The organism is Parabacteroides sp. HGS0025 (assembly GCF_000969845.1).
Lineage (GTDB): Bacteria > Bacteroidota > Bacteroidia > Bacteroidales > Tannerellaceae > Parabacteroides > Parabacteroides gordonii.
The window spans coordinates 892,358-911,770 of the sequence record NZ_KQ033903.1 but is presented as its reverse complement, the minus strand read 5'-3'; the positions used below and the strand labels follow the sequence as shown (position 1 = coordinate 911,770).

Here is a 19,413-nt window from a genome sequence, read left to right as displayed (position 1 = left end):
AAGTAAGAAGATTTGCTATCAAAGGTAGTGGAATATATTGTTCATAACTTCACTTCCTTAATGAAAAATGTACGCAAACCTTTGCGCTTTTTTATCTATTGTTTATTCCATTTCCAAGTTTCTCCTTCTTTTAAATCATCTGCCTGCAAATAATTACCGTTGTACCAGATACGGAATTTATTCCCTTGTAACGATTTAACGGAAGCGTCTACAATTTGTCCGTTTTCCCATTTCACAGCCACTTCAAATCCACCACGGGCTTTTAAGCCGGAGAACTCTCCTTTTTTCCAATCGGCAGGAAGGGAGGGAAGTAATTGAATGATATAACCTCCCTGATCGTACACATGACTCTGCAACAGCATTTCGGCTATACCGGCTGTGGTTCCGAAGTTGGCATCGATCTGGAAAGGCGGGCATATCGTGAAGAGGTTCGGGTTGATGCATTTCCCGATAACATCATCCAGGTTTTCTTTTGCTTTTTCGGCTTGATGCAAGCGGGCGTACTGGCTGATTGCCCAGGCGGAACTCCAGCCGACATACCCTCTGCGATGCTGAATGCGGTAATCCAGCGATTGGTTGGCTGCCTCGACCAAGTCGGGAGTTTGCAGCATGTTGATCTGCGACCCCGGATGGATGGCGAACAGGTGGGAGATATGACGGTGACCGGGTTCTACCTCCGGGAATTCATCCGTCCATTCCATGATACGTCCATCGGAACCAATTTTCGTACCTGCCAAACGTTTTTGGGCACCTACGACCTGGCGGGTAAAGTCGTCATCGATGGATAATTCGTTGGAGATCATCGCGAAGTCATCAAATAGCTGCCAGATGGTTTGCTGGTCGTGAGCAGGTCCCATGCTGATTTGGCTATGGCTGCCGTCGGGAGCGACAAAGGTATTTTCCGGAGAAACAGCGGGGCCGGAAACCAACTCTTTGGTTGTCGGGTGCTCGGTCAACCAGTCCATGTAAAACTCAACCGCCCCTTTTAAGACCGGATAGGTCTTACGTAAAAAGTCCTTATCGCCCGTAAACCGGTAATGCTCGCCGATATGTTGGCAAATCCATGCCGGAGCACCGGTATGCATGCCCCAGGAAGCTGCTTCGCCCGGCGAAGTATATCCCCATACATTCGTGATAGGGTGTACTACCCATCCTTTCTTATTGTATTGGATTTGTGCTGTTTTCGTTCCCGGTTCAACCAACGATGCAATCAGGTCGAACATTGGCAGATGCATTTCCGACAAGTTGGTTACTTCGGCAGGCCAGTAATTCATTTCGATATTGACATCGGTATGATAGTCGCCGTTCCAGGCCGTCTGCAGCTTGTTCGCCCAGATGCCTTGCAGGTTGGCGGGCATAGTTCCCGGTCGTGACGACGCAATCAAGAGATAACGGCCGTATTGGAACATCTGTTCGTACAAGTGAGGGTCTATCGTCCCTTTTCGGGCGTTCTGTACCTTTACGTCGGTCGGGATCGTGTCGGGGGCATCGGTCAGCAACAGGTCGGCTCTTTGAAAATAATCGGCATATTCTTTTACATGCGCTTTGTAAAGCTGGTCGTATGATTTGCCGACGGCATTATTCAGGGATGCTTCGGTAATACCACGGAAATCGCGCCCTTTGTAGGAAGGGTATTCCATTTTGTAATCCGTTGAGGCGGTCAGGAAAAGCAATACCTCGTCGGCACCTTTTACGGTCAGTGTCGAATCGGAATAGGTGGCGGTACCATTTATCGGCACAGCTTTTAACCGCGTCATGTATTGGAGTCCGTCGCCCTCTTTGCCGTCCGAAAGAGCCCCTGCCATGATCAATTGCTCGTTTTCCGCATAGGTGGAATAACGTTCCGGGCGGTTCAACCGGCAAGTGAAAGAGAGTTGTTGCTTCTTATCTGCCGATAACCGCATGACCATCGCTTGGTCCGGGTGGCTGATAAAGATTTCACGTTTGAAACGGACTTCTCCTTGCTTGTAAGAAACCCGAGCTGTCGCATCGTTCAGATTCAAATCCCTTCGGTAGTCGGTGTAGGGCGATTTATTATCGAAGTCGATCCATAAGTCGCCCATCGTTTGATAACATCCGAAAGGGGCGTTGCTGCCCTGTCCGTGGCCGGAACCTTCTCCGGTGCATACCTGTGTGCGGTTCGTCAGCTCTGTTGCTTCTTTATATTTACCGTCAAATAATAATTGTTTGATCTTTTCCACATGTTTGGCAGCTTCGGGATTGTCGCAATCCTGCATACTTCCTGACCACATTGTCTCTTCATTCAGTTGGATGCGTTCCTTATGGACATCTCCGAATACCATGGCTCCGAGTGAACCGTTTCCCAGGGGTAAAGCCTTCAGCCATTCCGGATCGTCTTTGTATCCCGTGTTGGGATTATCTGCGACGGTTGCGTCGGCAGGCGTGTTGTACCATAATGTTAATGGTGCATCCTGGTGTTTTACCGAGCAGGCGGTAAAACAGAGAGAAAAAATACCTATGGCAGATGCTACGCTTCTAAATTGTTTCTTCATAACTTATTAATTTTCTTATGGATATAATCAGGGAAACCCACCATTGCCTTTAATATTACTTCTGTATGAAGATAGTAAAATAAGGACTGTGTAAAATTAAAGAACAGAATTTTGTTATAGTTGATAAAATGAGGTGGAAATTTTGCATAATTCGGTATTATCAGAGTAATAATAGGCCTTTTATGGAGATAATAAATGTTTCTACCGGATAATTCAAAATGCTTACTGGTAAAACAGTAAGGGAAGTATGTCTTTTCTGTGATTTTTAGAAACACAAACTGCACTTCGAAAGTTGTACAAACAAACGAAATGCAGTTCATTCAGAGGTTCAGGTTTTGTTACTTTATTCTTATTGCGGACGGGGAACAACCATATAGTCTTTTTCCCACTCCAGATACCGTGCTACCATATCTTTCACCTTATCCGGATACTGGTCAGCCAGATTATGCATTTCACTGCGGTCTTCGTTCAGGTTGTACAGTTCCCAGCTTTTCGTACTGTTCGGCCAGACGATCTTCCAGCCTGAAGCATCGATCAAGGCTTTCTCGTTGAAATGCTCGAAGCATAATTCGTCATGCCCTTTACGTGTACCGGTTTTAAATATAGGGTTCAAGCTCTCGCCTGCCAAGGGAATTATCTTATGGCCGTTATATTCGGTGGGATATTTTGTACCGGAGATATCCAGGCAAGTTGCCATGATATCCATCACATGCCCCATTTGCGTATTAACACTTCCTTTCGGCTGCTTGATCCCTTTCGGCCAGTGGGCGATCATCGGGGTACAAATTCCTCCTTCATACGATTTCGCTTTCCAGAAACGGAATGGGGTATTGGCGGCATTCGCCCATCTTGCTCCGACTGAAGCATAACTCGTTTCCGGGCCGGGCATTACCTCTTTCTCTTTCGGATAAACAATCTTACGGCCATCGCGTGTTTCTGCCGGACGGTCGTTTTCCCCTTCCGAATAATTCTGACAGTCTTCGTTACTACAACCGTTGTCCGACATAAAGAGGATCAACGTGTTATCCAGCTGCCCATTTTTGCGGAGCGTCTCTATCACACGGCCGATCTCCTGATCCATACGGTCTACCATCGCTGCATGGACTGCCATCGCACGCGCATCCCACTCTTTGGTCGGGTTCTCTTCCCAGGAGTCGGAGAACTGACGGGGAGATAGGAAATTGTCGGCATCACCGAACAGTTTCATCTCTTTCATCCGCTGGTAACGGGCTTCGCGGATAGCCTGCCAGCCGTCTTTATAGGTATCCTTATATTTTTCTATATCTTCAGGCAATGCATGCAACGGCCAGTGCGGACAGTGGAAAGCCAGGTACATAAAGAAAGGCTTATCGGTTTCCGCATATTTATTCACGTAGGCGACTGCCGTATCGGCCAGTGCGATCGTGCTGTAATAATCATCCGGAACAGAATTCACCGGTTTATCTCCACTGATCAGGCTGAACGGGTCGAAATAATCCACCACTCCGTAGATCGTACCGTAACAATCCTGGAAACCACGGTTGATCGGATAGTTATCTTTGGGTGCAAATTCATCGTGCTGCACCTGGTGTGCCAGCCACTGACGCTGATCGGGACGCAAAGGTGTTTCCGCAATATGCCATTTACCGACCCAGGCTGTCTGGTAACCGTTTTCCTTCAGAGCTTCGGCGATGGTAACTCCGTTGTGTGTCATCGTACCGCGATAACCCGGCTGATTATCGTCGAAGGTCATACGCCCGATACCTGCCTGATGCTGGTAAAGCCCTGTCAACAACGATGCACGGGTCGGACAACTACGACTTGTATTATAAAAATGAGTGAAGCGAAGCCCTTCTGCTGCCAGCTTATCCAGGTTGGGAGTATGGATCTCTCCACCATAACACCCCAGGTCGGAGAATCCCATATCATCCGCCAGGATCACTAGGATATTGGGTTTACTTTCTTTGTTATTTTCCTGTGCATTGCACACGCTGGCCGAAAAGGCCAACGCTGCAATGGGTAATGTTTTAAATACAACTGTTTTCATGATCAATTCCAGCCATTATTTTGGGTTAGATTATTATTTAATTGTCTTTCGTTGTATGGAACAGGCCACAGATAATCTCTGGATGTGAACTTCTTCTTATAGTCGGTGGTAACCGTTACAAGTTTTCCTGTTTCTTTATCTACATAACGCATACCTTCGATCTGATCCATATTGCATACATCTTCAGCAATTTTCCAGCGACGGATGTCAAAGAAACGGTGGCCTTCCAATGCAAGTTCAACTGTTCTTTCATGCCGTACGACTTCGCGTAGGGCAGCCTGCGAGGTGATACCTGATAATACCGGCATGTTTACATCCGGACGCTGGCGAACCTGGTTGATATATTGCAAGGCCAGATCCGTTTCTGTGTTCAGTTCGATACGGGCTTCAGCTGCAGTCAGCAGGATTTCCGCATAACGCATGATGATCAGGTTGATACCACAGTTGGTTCGGTTACTCTGGCCGATATCTTCCGCATTGATATATTTCTTCGGAAGTAATCCGGTCTTGGAAACCTGGTAACTGGCTCCGATCACATCGCCTGTAGTACTCCATCCCGGACGGGAATCGTATATCGTTCCGTTAGGCAGTTCGTCGCCCGGTACATACAGTGTGTAACTGAGGCGCGGGTCACGACCTTCGTAAGGATTCGTAGGATCGTAAGAACTGTCTTCCGTGATCTTCTTTCCGTTGGTCGTTTCATATTCATCGACAAGTACGGCAGTAGGCGACATCATCGAACCGTTGTTACCCAATGATACGGCTCCGAAATTATTCATAACCGAGTTGGAGTATACATCCTTCATGAATTGTTTGTCGAAAATAACCTCCTGATTGTTTTCATTCTCGTACGTAAATAATTCTTTATAAGTAGGCAGTAATGAATAAGTTCCGGAGGCGATTACTGCATCAGCGGCTTCTTTAGCCCGTTGATAGTATAATGTCGCCTGGTCGTCCGTACCCGTCACATTGCCTGCAGCAAACAACATGGTGCGTGCCAGTATACCGAGAGCCGCCCCTTTAGTTACACGGCCTGTTTCGCTGGCTTTTACCGGCAGATCATTGGCTGCTTCTGTCAGTTCCTTGTAGATGAAATCGTATATTTCAGAGACAGGAGTCCGTGTCAGTTCTTTCGACTCACTGATGCCGATCGGTGTAGTAATCAGGGGAAGATCACCAAAATAGGCTACCAGACGGGAGTAGAAATAGCAACGTAGGGTACGAACTTCAGCCGTATAGGTATTTACTTTGGATTCGTTTTCAGAAGTTATCTTGTCAACGTTGGCCATATAGTCGTTACAACGGCGGATACCTTTGTACAGATCATTCCAGGTATTTTGGAAAAGGTTGGTTTGCGGGTCTGCGATACTGGCTTCTATCTTTGTTTCGTCTGAGGTTTCGAAAGTGGCACGTGCAATATCCGACATCTCGTCACGGCTCAGTAAAGTACCGTGGTCTTCCAGGAAACGATAGATGGCGTTAGATGCATATTCGGCATCCTTGTCGGTTTTCCAGAATACTTCAGAAGAAATACGGTCGGTCGGTATCGTATCGAGTACGTCGCATCCGAATACGATACATGGTAAGGCTAGATATATAAAAATCTTCTTCATAATGAATTATATTTCAATATTAATAGTATTTAGAATGTCAAGTTAACTCCGATTGTATATACCGAAGTCTGAGGATAATACAGAAAACGTCCTGATACGAATTCCGGGTCCAGTCCCCATTCCTTGAGCGGCGAGAATGTCAGCAGATTGCTTCCGGCCAGGTAAATACGTGCTTTGTCGAGGTAAGCTTTCTGGCTCAATGTCTTCGGGAGCGTATAGCCTAACTGTACATTTTTCAGACGGATGTAACCGGCATCTATTACCCAGAAGTCAGACATCATAGAGTTGTAATCCACACTCTTACGTGGACGGGGGAAACGAGCATTCGTATTCTCCGGTGTCCAGTAATCCTTGAATATATCGAGGGTGAAGCCTTCGAAGTTACCACCTTCAGCCAATGCTCCTGATACGCGGGTCTGGGCATCCATCACTCCCTGGAACATGAAGGAGAAGTCGAAACCTTTATAAGCAAAGTTGGCAGAGAAGGCGAACGGGTAGCGCGGGAACTCGTTACCGATCACGGTCATATCTTCTGCATCAATCTTGCCATCCTTGTTGCGGTCTACGTATTTAACATCACCCAATGTCATTCTACTATCATAAACAGGATAATTACTATCGAGATCTTCCTGTGTCAGGAATCCGTCTGTCTGGTAACCCCAGTAAGAGTTGATCGGATAACCTTCCCGGACAGTTGTTATAACGTCGGCTGTTCCTCCGTCGAGGGTCGGATTTGCACCACCCAGGCTGATCACCTTGTTCCAGTTGTTGGAGATGTTGAAGTTGACGCCATAATAGAAATCACCGATATTATCTTTCCAGTCGAGAGCCAACTCGAAACCTTTATTGTCGACAACGGCAGCATTTTGTACCGGAGCATCGAGGCCGATAGTTCCGGAGATCGGTAGTTTCACCAGGATACCGTCTGTTTTCTTATAATAATAGTCGGCTGTAAGCGTCAGGCGGTTGTTAAGGAAGCCAGCATCGATACCGACGTCGGTTTGTGTACTTGTTTCCCATTTCAGGTCTTTGTTGGCAAGTTCCTTCTGCATATAGCCTTGTACCAGGTTACCGCCAAAATTATAAGAGGTAGAGGTATAACTTTCGTAGAAGGCATATAGATCGGCAGTCTGGTTACCGGTTTTACCCCAGGAAGCTCTCAGCTTCAGGTCAGAAACGATATTACGCAATTCATCGCTCCAGAATGCTTCGTTGGAGATGCGCCAACCGGCGGAGAAGGAGGGGAATGTTCCGTATTGATTATCTCCGGTGAAACGGGATGTTCCGTCATAACGCAGATTCGCTTCGAGCAGGTAACGGTTGTCGTAATTATAGTTCAGACGACCGAAATAAGAGCGCAGGGCGAATTCATTGTTGTATCCGTAGCTTTTCCAGGAGCTTTCGGAACCCATGTTGATGGAAGGAACATCGTTGTTATAGAAGTCCCAGCGTTGTGCCTGGTTGTGTGTCCATTCATTCTTTATCTGCGAGAAACCGGCCAGGGCTTGTAAGTTATGTTTACCTAGCTGCTTTTCGTAGTTCAACAACAGGTTGAGTGTATATTCGTTGGTATCTTCCCGTTTGTCGTCCATGCTGTTACGTGAAATATTTCTGGTACGCTGGCGGTTGCTGCTCGGATTATAAGGCTCGTCTTTTGCCGTAGCTGTCCAGTCCAGATATTGATGATCCACTACCGTATAGGCATTTTCGAATTTAACGGTCTTATTGAAGCCGTAACGTTGTGCATACTGGGCTGTAAACTTCAGGCCGTCGATAATTTGTAATTCAGCCTTAATGTTTCCGATGAATAAATTGTTCCATTGCTTGTCTGTTCCGCCCATTTCGGCCAGCATCAGCGGGTTGGCATTTTTGTTACCCAATCCGTAGCTGCCGTCAGGATATTGCGGAACAACGAATTGTGTGGCATGATACATGGAGTAGAAAATACCACCACCATTTTTATCGTATTCGTAGGCATCGATAGGTGCTTTGGAATAACTGCTTCTGAAATTGGCATCCGCCGATATCTTCAGTCGTTCGAAGGGTTTAAAGTCTGTGTTTACACGGATTTCTTTGATGTCGGATTTATAGTTTGGAACAACACCGTCCTGATCGTAATAACGCAACGCCATCAAACCTCTTGCTTTTTCGTTACCACCGCTTACGGTAAGGCTGTAATTCTGTTGCAGGGCAGAACTGTAAACTGCATCCTGCCATTGGTTGGCTTTACGGTATGTGATAGGATCGCTTTTGTGATTAGCCTGCCATTCTTTGATAAAAGTGTCGGAATAACGAGGAGCTTGTCCGGCATTCTGGAAAGCATAATTCTGCTGCTGCATATAAGTGACTGTTTCCATGTGTTCCGGTTTGTTGGTCACACTTTGGATCCCCCAGTAAGTATTGAAATCCATTCTGATCTTTCCTTCTTTTCCACGTTTGGTTGTTACGAGCACAACTCCGTTAGCGGCACGCGAACCGTAGATGGCTGTCGTAGAAGCATCTTTCAGGATAGAGATACTTTCAATATCGTCCGGGTTGATATCGGAGATACGCTGTTCAACACCGTCTACCAGCAATAAAGCCTCATTACGGTCAATATTTTTATCGTTGTTAATAGTAGTGATACCTCTGATACGAAGTGTAGTGCTGGCACGACCCGGTGATCCTCCTTTGTCCAGGATCGTTAAACCCGGTGATACACCTTGCATAGAAGCTGTGGTACTATTGGCCAGACGGTTGATGTTGTCGCTCTTGATATTACCGACAGCACCGGTTATACTGACTTTCTTTTGCTGACCGTAACCGACAACTACTACTTCTTCCAATGCCTGTGTATCCTCTTTCAGCAGGATGGAGAAGTCAGACTGATTACCTGTAGCGATCTCTTGCGGTAGATAACCGATATAAGAGATTGACAAAGTAGCATTTGCAGGTACTTCCAGAGTAAACTTTCCGTCTATATCGGTAATAGTACCATTGGTGGTTTCTTTCACCATGATATTAGCACCGATTACCGGATAGCCTGTGGGATCTTTTACGATACCGGTTACTTTCCTACCTTCTTGACTGACGGTTACATTCTTGACTTTACTCAGTGAAATATATCCTTCGTTGAAATTATATTTGATTTCACTGTCGGCCAAAGCCTCCTCAAGTACTTTTGATACAGGCTTGTTCTTAGCGTTTACATGCACTTGTTGTTGCATGTCGATCTCCTTTTCACTATACATAAATAAATAGTCCGTCTGCTTCTCGATCTCCTGAATGAACTCTTTGAGCGGCAGATCACTCTTACTGATGTTTACTTTGGCATTTTGTGAATGCAAAGTGGTCGCACTTATTTGGAAGACTGCGATTAACGTGATAATTGTTGCGATTTTCATAATACGAATTATATGCTTTAATTCAAGATAAAAGGCACAATTGAATAATAGCAATAAGTTTTTTTTCATAACTTTGCTTGTACTTTTAAAGTTAATACTGTTTTTGATTTTTTGTGGATACATAAAAGAAAGGTATTGACTCCGGGGTAAGTGCTGGTAACACTTGCCCCATTTTTATACCATTCCTCCTGAAATGATTGTGTTTACTTCATAGGCATTCGCTTTTTTTAAATGAATATTATATTAGTATATTTTGATTTCTTCATTGTTCTCTATTTTATACCGGAAGTGATGTACCCCTTGTAATGCTTTCAGTATCCTTTCTATATCATCACTTTGCCTGAACTTTCCGGATACATACTTGTCAATTTGAGCAGAATCTTTCACTTCAAATTTGACCTTATACCATAAAGTGAGATAGTCTAGTACCTCTGAGAATTTCTTGTTGCTGAAATAGAATATTCCACTTTTCAGGTATTCTTCATTATTGAATGCAGCAATCGATTTTACAAGTACGCCATCCTTTAAAGACACCATTTCATTCGGTTTCAAGATCATATGCTCTTCCGGCTGCTTGTTGTTGATCACTTGTACACTACCCTCCACCAGATTTGTCTCAAAACGCTTGCTCTTTGTGTAGGCAAAAACGTTGAACTTCGTTCCGAGAACTTTAATATTATATCCCTGTGTCTTTACAATAAAAGGTCGTTTCGCATCCTTCGTTACCGAGAAAAATCCTTCACCATCCAGTTCCACCGAACGCTCTTCCTTACTGAACTCGCTCGGGATTTTGATGACAGAGCGAGGGCTCAGCCACGCTTCCGTTCCGTCCTGAAGTGTCATATATATACGTTGACCGGTCGGAACCTTTATTTGCGTGTAAAGCGGTACTTTCTTTTCCGGAATGAATTTGTCGGTAAGTAACCAGACATTTACCAACAGGATGGCAATGACAGCCGCATATTTTGCCAGATTGAGATAAAGGCGACGGGCTTGCTTGCGGTTGATCCGTGTTTCCAGCTCCTTCATCTTCTTACCGCTCCATTCGGCGTCTTCGCTTTGTCCGGCCAGTTTCGATACGGTGACGGTATTCTGCATCCGGATAAATTCAGCTTTACTGTCCGGGTCAGACTCTATCCGGTCGAAAAGCAGAACCTTTTCCGCATCAGAAAGTTCTCCGAGGAAATATTTATCTAGTTGTTCGTTCATACTATTATGCTTGTTCTATTATTATGACGAAATAGTTTCGGGCATCTACTAGTGGCAACAACAAAAAAAGTAAATTATTTTTTATTGATGATTTCAGATGATGAAGAAGAACAGGGGAAGATAGTCTTTTAACTCGACTTTCAGTTTGCGCAGGGCGGTTACGATATGGTTCTGGACGGTATTAACGGAGATATTCAGCTGCGTGGCTATCTCTTCGTGCTTCATCCCTTCCATCCGGCTGAGAATAAATACCTGGCGGCATTTTTCCGGCAGATGGGCGATCGCTTTGTTGAGGAGCGCATCGATATCATCTACGGTGAACATATTCTCGTCGAACTGCTGTAAAGCCTCCATCTTCAGTTTAAGCTCTCTTTCCGACAGGGCGTCGAGCGACTCTTTCTTGCTTTCGGTACGTACTTTATGCCGGTAGAAGTCGATACACCGGTTTTTGGTCAGGGTAAACAGGAAGGCATTCGGATTGGTCAGCGATTCCAGCATATCGCGGTGTTCCCACAGATACATGAAGATATCCTGAACGATATTCTCCGCATCTTCGGTCGAGACTACATATTCCCGGGAGAAGCGCACGAGTTTAGGAAAATATATCCGGTATATTTTCGAAAATGCGGCATTCTCTGTTTGGGGGAAGCTAGTCATACTTCTTCTTTTTTATTTACAGGTACATATAGCACAGCTTTTCCATGTCCCAGCTTTTTTATTCTTCCGTCTTCCATCAGTTCATTCAGGTCGCGTATGGCAGTTGTCCGGTTACAACCATTAAGACGCATATATTCAGAAGCCGTGAAATATTCTTTATCATCCATCATGCGTAACATCCGGCCTTTACGTTGTTCGGGAGAATAAGAAGTTGCACCGGCATCCGAGTCCCGCTCCAGATCAATGGCCGTCAGTCTTTGTTTCAACTTTTTACTTCCTTTGAAATGGATATTATTAAAATGTACCGACCATGAACGAAGTTCCTTCTTGTCCATAACCGGACGGCATTTCAGGGAAATGGAGAACGAGCCGAGATCATCCAGTTCTACGGTATATCCTCTACGTAGATTTTTGGAGATCACTTTTGCCAGGGCATCCAGCATCCCTTTGGTGGTTGCAGTGGAATAACCGCAGCTATCGGCTATCTCTTCTGCAATTTCAGGCGTGTGGATAGTTCCTTTAGGCACGATCCGGGCATGTAAAGGCTGTTTCTTTCCATCGCCCTTAGGATTCGGATTCTCATATAATGCGTATTTTGCTCCCATAATAATAGCCAATAAAAGGTTTGCATTGCTTCTCTATTGCATACCACAACTGCTTTTCTTTCATGCCACAATTGGATTCCGTTCATACCACAGTTGAGTTTCTTTCATACCACAGCTGTGGTATGAAAAGAGAATCGGTACAAATGTACAATATATCCCAGGAAATCCATACTGTCTGCCGGGTAATTTTATCTTGCAGGGAGGTAATTGGCGTTATCTCCCTGTTATATTTGATTGTGTTTGTATTGCAGTCTGGGATATTTATGTAAGTTTGCATTTCCTATATTTATTATATAACAATGTCTGAGATCGATCGATTTAATAACATATATATTAAGCATTATGATAAGACATACCGCTTTGCCCGGTTGTATGTTCGTAATGATCAGGTGGCTGAAGATATAGCAACGGAATCTCTTATCAAATTATGGGAAACGATGAAAAAGGAGACAGTGGAGAAGCCCCTTGCCCTGTTATTGACTATACTTAAACACAAATCACTCGACTATCTGAAAAAACAAGTTAGTATAGAAGAAGCCTTTGAAGCGATGGCAGCCTGGCAACAACGGGAATTGTCCATCCGCATTTCAACGCTCGAAGCATGTAACCCCAATGATATTTTCTCAGAAGAAATCCAACAGATCCTAACCAGGACTTTAGAAGAACTGCCTTCGCAGACCCGCAAGGTTTTTATGATGAGTCGTTTCGAGCAGAAATCCGGTAAGGAAATTGCCGAAGAGCTGGGTATTACGGTAAAAGGAGTTGATTATCATATAGCAAAAGCATTGAAAGCCTTGCGTGTTTCTTTAAAGGATTATCTGCCTTTGGCTTATTTTTTGTTTATACAGTAAAAAAAAGCGGATTTGTTACTAGTGAACTTTCTCCGGCTATCGTCTTATATGTGTAAAGCAATAAAATATGGACGATAAATTATTACAATTATATTTTGAAGGTCGTACAACGGAAGAACAGTCCCGTCTGATCACGGAATGGCTGGATGCTGATGTGGTAAATATGAAACATTATCAGCAGCTTTGCCGGTTGTATGAAATAGGATTCTGGCACGAAGAACCGGAAATAGCCGTAATTTCATTGAAAGAAAAGTTCAGGTGGCGAGTTATTCTACGCGAAGCGGTGAAAATTGCAGCTGTTTTTATTCTGGGATTTACATTGAACTATTGGCTCAATCAGGGTGTAGAGGAAGATATTTCTATGCAGACCGTACATGTTCCGGCCGGACAGAATGCGCAGTTGACATTGGCGGACGGTTCAAAAGTCTGGCTAAATGCAGGAAGTACATTGAATTTCCCGACTCGTTTTGTTGAGGGAAAACGGCGGGTCACTCTGGAAGGTGAAGGCTTTTTTGAAGTAAAGGCCAATAAGGAAAAGCCGTTTATTGTTTCGACATCTACTTATGATATTAAGGCATTGGGTACTTCCTTTAATGTAAATGCCTATAAGCAATCGAAGGAATTTGAAACCGCTTTGTTGACAGGAAAAGTGGAAATTTCTGATCGTATAACCGACCATACCATTTCTCTTACCCCGAATAATCGTGCAGTGCTTATGAATAACGGCCTGTCTGTTGTCCCCATAGAAAGTACGGATTATTTCCTGTGGCGCGAAGGTATTCTCTATTTTGATGAGCCGTTGACAGAAGTCTTGGATAAATTGAAATTATATTTTGATGTAAATATCGATGTAAATAATAAATCCGTACTTGAGAACAAGCGACATTGTACCGGTAAATTCCGTACAAGAGACGGCCTGGATCACATCCTGAGTGTTTTGCAATTGACAAATCATTTCACTTATAAGAAAGATGAGGAGAAGAATCTGATAATTATTAATTAAGCTTATTGTGTAACCTTTTAAATCTGATAGCCTATGATACAAACGTAAAAAGTATATGAAAAACCGGCAAGCGCGCCAACGCTCACCGGTTATGGGTTAGAACCCCGAACTGGGATATTTATCGAAGTACTAACAACTTATTAACTACAAAATTATGAATTATATTTTGTACAGACAATCTATACTTGAAATTAAACATATATTTCGTATTATGAAGATCACTATTGTAGCCTTGTTTACTTGTATTTATACGCTCTTTGCGGTTGAAGCCAACTCGCAGAATGCGAAAGTATCGATACTGGCTAATGGCTTTTCCGTCCAGAAAGTGATTAGTGAGATCGAGAAACAGACTGATTACCTGTTTGTATATGATAAGAATGAAATAAATGTAAACAGGAAAGTTACCCTGAATGCTAATAATGAATCTGTATCTCAGGTATTAAATAAAATATTTGAGGGTACAGGTGTGATCTATAAACTGGTTGGTAAGAACATAACCCTTATTAAGGATAGAAAGATTGCTGATAGAGATATGGTTGATCAGCAATCATTAAAAAAGATAACAGGTCAGGTTGTTGATCAGTCGGGTGATCCTGTTATTGGCGCGAACGTGGTAGAAAAAGGAACAACAAATGGAACTATAACGGATATAGACGGTAAATTTTCTATAGATGTCGCGCTGAATTCAACATTGATTGTTTCTTACATTGGGTATACTTCAAGTGAGATATCTATGGAAGGAAAAAGTTCTGTAACCATAACAATGAAAGAAGATAGTGAAATATTGAATGAGGTTATTATTGTTGGTTTTGGATCTCAGAAAAGAGAGAATCTGACCGGAGCAGTCTCTCAGGTAAAGATGGAAGATGTTTTAGGCAATCGTCCGGTTGTTAGTGCGATGGGTGCGTTACAAGGTTCGATGCCGGGGCTCTATATTTCAGGAGGTTCTACTCCGGGTGAAAGTAAAAGTTTTAATATTCGTGGTACGACCTCTATCAATGGAGGTAGTCCGTTGGTCTTGATCGATAATGTACCTGGTGATATCGACATGTTGAATCCGGAAGACATACAATCTGTATCCGTATTGAAGGATGCAGCTTCTTCTGCCATTTATGGAGCACGTGCTGCATTCGGTGTTATATTGGTGACTACCAAAAAAGCGAAAAAGAAAGATCGTTTCCAATTGAACTATAATAATAATTTTGGTTTCCAAAAGTCTGTGAATCTGTTGGAGCCTGTTTCTGCAATGGAGTTCCTGAGGGTATATAAAGATACGGATTGGTTGGCTGGTCATTTTGTTTATGGGCAAAACTTGGATAAGTGGATGCTATATTTGTCTGAATATCAAAAAGATCCGAGTAGATTTAATGTAGTAGGAGATGGAATTTATATTCCGACGGAAGATAATCCGGCAGGAACACGTTATTATTTGAATGAAAAAGATTTGACGAGGAATATATTAGACAATTTTGGTTTCTTGCAAAGTCATAATGTTTCGGCATCAGGTGGTACTGATAAGGCGAGTTATCGTCTGTCTTTGGGGTATAATGACGAACAGGGTGTTTTAATTACGGATTTAGATCGTTATAAACGTATAACCGCATCATCATATGTTTCTTTAGATGTGACGGACTGGTTGATGCAAGAAGTAGATGTGCGGTATGCTCGTTCTAAAAAATCCGTTCCGCATGGAAGTGGTATTTATGGAACCGGACATATGCCTTTGACACCTGAAGGAGAAATGGCTGCAGCGGACGGTACTATGCTCCCTGTAGGAACCCCTAAGAATGGTTTGTTGAATGCGACTCCAGATGTAACGAATATAGAGAATCCACGTATTTTTTCTAAAACAACCTTCAGTCCTGTTAAAGGGTTAGATGCTGTTTTTGAATATACCTATGATAAAACAGTATATGACCGGAAAATTTATGACAAACCTTATAATCAAACATCGATGCAGTTAGGTAATGTCCCGCTTTATGAAACATCGAGATATGAAGATACCAAATATACAATTAATTATAATGCTATAAATCTGTATGGAACTTATCAATTTAACATAGGAGAGGATCATAATTTTAAACTGATGGCCGGATATAATCAAGAATCGAGTCGCAAAGAGCAATTGAAGGTGGAGCGTTTAGGAATGATAAATGAGGAATATCCTTCATTTAGTAGTGCAACAGGCGAGAGGACGATTATAGACGATTACAGTGAATATGCTGTTCGAGGAGCTTTTTATCGCCTCAATTATGATTACAAAGGACGTTATCTGTTTGAGGCGAATGGCCGTTACGACGGTTCGTCAAGATTTCCGAAAGATAGCCGCTTTGGTTTCTTTCCTTCTTTTTCTTTGGGATGGAATGTGGCAAAAGAAGACTTTATGGCTGATTATGATACATGGTTGAGTGAGCTTAAACTAAGAGTTTCCTGGGGACAGATTGGTAATCAGTCAATCAGTAATTATGCTTTTGTTCCGACAATGGGCGCTTCTTTGGCTTCTTGGATTTATGAAGGAAAACAACCTACAACATTGGGGACTCCTGCATTGGTCAGCAGTAGTTTTACCTGGGAAACGGTTGAAACAACGGATATAGGTATTGATTTATCTATGCTTAATAATCGTTTGAATCTGACTGCGGATTGGTATATCCGGGATACGAAAGATATGTTGGCTCCGGGAATGGAATTACCTTCTGTGTTAGGTGCGAGTGCTCCGGAGCAGAATGTTGCGGATTTGCGGACAAAAGGATGGGAAATAACGCTTGGTTGGAGAGATAAGATCGGTGATTGGGGATATAATGTCGGATTCAATATTTATGATTCTAAAACAGAAATAACGAGGTTTGATAATAAAAATTACTTGTTAGGAAGTCCGATGAATACGGATGACAGTAAGCATACTAATTATGTCGGCCGGAAGATCGGAGAACTTTGGGGATATGTAACAGACGGATTCTATACGGTAGATGATTTTGAAGATACACATACCTGGAAATTGAAGGAGGGAGTCGTTTCTGTTCAAGGAGTCAAAGTGAAGCCCGGAGATATAAAGTATAAAAATTTACATGATGATAAAAACAGTGTTAATCAAATTGATGTAGGCGATAATACGTTGGATAATCCGGGAGATAGAAAAATTATTGGTAATACCCGGCCTCGTTATCATTACGGCATAAATTTGGGGGTTAGCTGGAAAACTCTGACGTTGGATGTTTTATTGCAGGGAGTCGGGAAAAGGGATTATTATTCTGCTACGGCGATATTCCCGTTCGGAGGGAGTGAATTCGGAGGTTTGTATGAGGGACAATTGGATTATTGGAAACCGGTTGATGAGGCTAATGGTAATTATACGGCTCTAAACCCGGGAGCCAAGTTACCACGTATTTATGATGAATATGAAAATTACAGTTATAACAGCAGAGTTCAAACAAAGTATATGTTGGACGCTTCTTATTTGCGTATAAAAAATGTAACATTGGGTTATACACTGCCTAAAACACTGGTAGAAAAGATTCGGTTGAATGCGGTAAAGTTTTATGTCAGTGTAGAGAATCTGCATACTTTCAGCTCTTTGCCGATGGGTTTTGATCCGGAACGTTTAAGCTGGGGATATCCTTTTTATCGTACAATATCGTTAGGGTTTAATTTGAATCTTTAAATGAATAGATTATGAAGAATAAAATTATAATATTGATTGCAATCATTTTGATGACCAGTTCGTGTAATGACAGTTTCCTGGATCGGCTACCAGTTGAAGATTTGACGGAGGAGACTTCGTTTGAAACATATGGTAATTTTAAAACTTATGCATGGTCTTTGTATGGTGTATTTGAAAATACAAATATTTTGAAAAGGTTGGGAAACAGTGCTACTGACGGATTGTATACGAGTGATCGGTATGCCGGATATTTTAGTAATAAAGGTGTAAACTCTTATAATCCTTATGCTTTTCAAACGATTGTTAACTCGACGACCGGAAACGGATGGGATTTTAGTTATATCCGCAAAGTAAATGTGATGCTTAAGAATCTGGAAAGTTCATCGTTGAGTGAGGCTGATAAAGAGCATTGGCGTTCTGTAGGATATTTTTTCCGTTCATACTATTACATGGAACTGATTGCACGTTTTGGAGATGTGCCTTGGTTGGAACATGTTCTTACGGATGACGACGAAACTCTTTATGCAGCGAGAACTCCTCGGAAAGAGGTGGCGGATAAAGTTTTGGAAAATCTTCTATATGCAGAAACTCATATCAAGCCTGGGGGAGACGGATTGAATACGATAAATATACATTGTGTACGTGCTTTGATTTCAAGATTCACTCTGTTTGAAGGGACATGGCGAAAGTATCATGGGTTGGGAGATGAAACCGGTTATTTGCAGGAATGTGTTCGTGTTTCAGAAGAATTAATGAAAGTCTATCCGACTTTGCATTCGGATTGGGGAGAGGAATGGACTTCTCCGGACTTATCCGTGATTCCGGGAATGATTTTGTATAAAGAATATATTGCTGAAATAATAACCAATCGTTATTCGCACTTAGAACGTAATCAGTATCATGGAGTAGAGATGCCGCAGTTGACAGTCGATATGTATTTATGTCAGGATGGAAAGCCGATTTCGACCAGTGCTGTTTACGAATGGGGAAAGAAGGATAAATCGATATATTCTGTATTCAGAAATCGTGATCATCGTTTGTTGGAAACGGTTGCTCCTCCTTATGAGTTAGCGGAAACTTCGAGTGAAAAGAGCTGGGATTATCATAGTAATCCGGCATATAGAGAATATATCGATATGATGGGGGCTAATTTTGTTATTGCAAACCCGGGGGAACAAGGGAAGCATAAGATTTTGCCTTTACTTCAGTGGAGTGGTAGGATTGTTCTGAAAGTTCCGAATATAGCGACAAAATCCAAACAGCAGATATTGACCTGCCGTGGCGGATATTATGTGTATAGGAATTACTGTGTATGGGATGAAAACAGTAACCAGTATGCTGCCAATGTAGCGGATAAACCCATTTTCAAAATAGATGAAGTGTTATTAAACTATGCAGAAGCCATGTATGAATTAGGTCGATTCACGCAGGACATAGCCGACCGGACAATCAATAAACTGCGTCTAAGGGCAAATGTTGCCAACATGAAAGTTGCGGAAATTAATGATAACTTCGATCCGAAGCGGGATAAGGCTGTCGAACCGTTGTTGTGGGAAATTCGTCGGGAAAGAATTATTGAATTGATGGGGGAAGGATTTGGTTTCTATGACGTGCGCCGTTGGAAAAAAGCTGATTATTTTGTCAATCGTCCTGAATATGGAATGTGGGCGACAAAAGAAGAGGTCGGAACGGGTAAGATTTATAATTTGGAAACAGGGTTACCTGACCCGAATGCGACGGAAGGATATATTTATCTATTTAATGATCCGGTGAAAGAAGGAAAGGGATGGCTGGATAAATATTATTTATATATGATACCGTCTAATGATATGATTTTGAATCCGAATTTGGAACAGAATCCGGGATGGAATTAATATATTGAAATAATCAGG

Annotated in this window: 11 protein-coding genes; 4 read left to right on the top strand and 7 right to left on the bottom strand. The window is 42.8% G+C overall.

Features of this window, described 5'->3' with window-relative positions:
• Positions 1–95: 95 nt before the first annotated feature.
• The 7 genes from HMPREF1212_RS20665 to HMPREF1212_RS20630 all read right to left on the bottom strand — a co-directional run bounded on the left by HMPREF1212_RS20665 (position 96) and on the right by HMPREF1212_RS20630 (position 12,006).
• Entirely contained in the window at positions 96–2,513 is a 2,418-nt protein-coding gene (locus HMPREF1212_RS20665) for a glycoside hydrolase family 95 protein (protein WP_046150914.1), read from the bottom strand.
• Between the two features lie 349 nt (positions 2,514–2,862).
• Entirely contained in the window at positions 2,863–4,539 is a 1,677-nt protein-coding gene (locus tag HMPREF1212_RS20655; protein ID WP_046150913.1) for an arylsulfatase, read from the bottom strand.
• 2 nt (positions 4,540–4,541) lie between these two features.
• The gene (locus HMPREF1212_RS20650) at positions 4,542–6,152 is read right to left on the bottom strand and encodes a RagB/SusD family nutrient uptake outer membrane protein (RefSeq protein ID WP_046150912.1); all 1,611 of its coding nucleotides are present in this window, start codon (positions 6,150–6,152) and stop codon (positions 4,542–4,544) included.
• A gap of 29 nt (positions 6,153–6,181) precedes the next feature.
• Positions 6,182–9,535: a SusC/RagA family TonB-linked outer membrane protein gene (locus HMPREF1212_RS20645; protein WP_157317085.1), complete on the bottom strand. Its 3,354-nt coding sequence runs from the start codon at positions 9,533–9,535 to the stop codon at positions 6,182–6,184.
• A gap of 243 nt (positions 9,536–9,778) precedes the next feature.
• Positions 9,779–10,744 carry a FecR family protein gene (locus HMPREF1212_RS20640; protein WP_046150910.1) on the bottom strand — a complete coding sequence of 322 codons (966 nt, stop codon included), beginning with the start codon at positions 10,742–10,744 and terminating at the stop codon, positions 9,779–9,781.
• A gap of 93 nt (positions 10,745–10,837) precedes the next feature.
• Positions 10,838–11,401 (bottom strand): RNA polymerase sigma-70 factor, encoded by a 564-nt coding sequence (locus HMPREF1212_RS20635; protein ID WP_046150909.1) that lies wholly within the window; start codon positions 11,399–11,401, stop codon positions 10,838–10,840.
• Positions 11,398–12,006 carry an HU family DNA-binding protein gene (locus HMPREF1212_RS20630; protein WP_046150908.1) on the bottom strand — a complete coding sequence of 203 codons (609 nt, stop codon included), beginning with the start codon at positions 12,004–12,006 and terminating at the stop codon, positions 11,398–11,400. Before HMPREF1212_RS20630 ends, HMPREF1212_RS20635 begins: the two co-directional genes overlap by 4 nt.
• Positions 12,007–12,305: 299 nt before the next feature.
• On the opposite strand from HMPREF1212_RS20630, the gene HMPREF1212_RS20625 reads away from it, so the two are divergent.
• The 4 genes from HMPREF1212_RS20625 (at position 12,306) to HMPREF1212_RS20610 (ending at position 19,395) form a co-directional block, all read left to right on the top strand.
• Positions 12,306–12,857 carry an RNA polymerase sigma-70 factor gene (locus HMPREF1212_RS20625; RefSeq protein ID WP_046150907.1) on the top strand — a complete coding sequence of 184 codons (552 nt, stop codon included), beginning with the start codon at positions 12,306–12,308 and terminating at the stop codon, positions 12,855–12,857.
• A gap of 67 nt (positions 12,858–12,924) precedes the next feature.
• Positions 12,925–13,860, top strand: a complete 936-nt coding sequence (locus tag HMPREF1212_RS20620; RefSeq protein WP_046150906.1) for a FecR family protein — start codon at positions 12,925–12,927, stop codon at positions 13,858–13,860.
• 211 nt (positions 13,861–14,071) lie between these two features.
• Complete coding sequence (locus tag HMPREF1212_RS20615) at positions 14,072–17,521, top strand: TonB-dependent receptor (RefSeq protein ID WP_046150905.1); 3,450 nt, start codon at positions 14,072–14,074, stop codon at positions 17,519–17,521.
• Positions 17,522–17,532: 11 nt separating this feature from the next.
• The gene (locus HMPREF1212_RS20610) at positions 17,533–19,395 is read left to right on the top strand and encodes a RagB/SusD family nutrient uptake outer membrane protein (RefSeq protein WP_046150904.1); all 1,863 of its coding nucleotides are present in this window, start codon (positions 17,533–17,535) and stop codon (positions 19,393–19,395) included.
• The last annotated feature ends 18 nt before the right edge of the window (positions 19,396–19,413 follow it).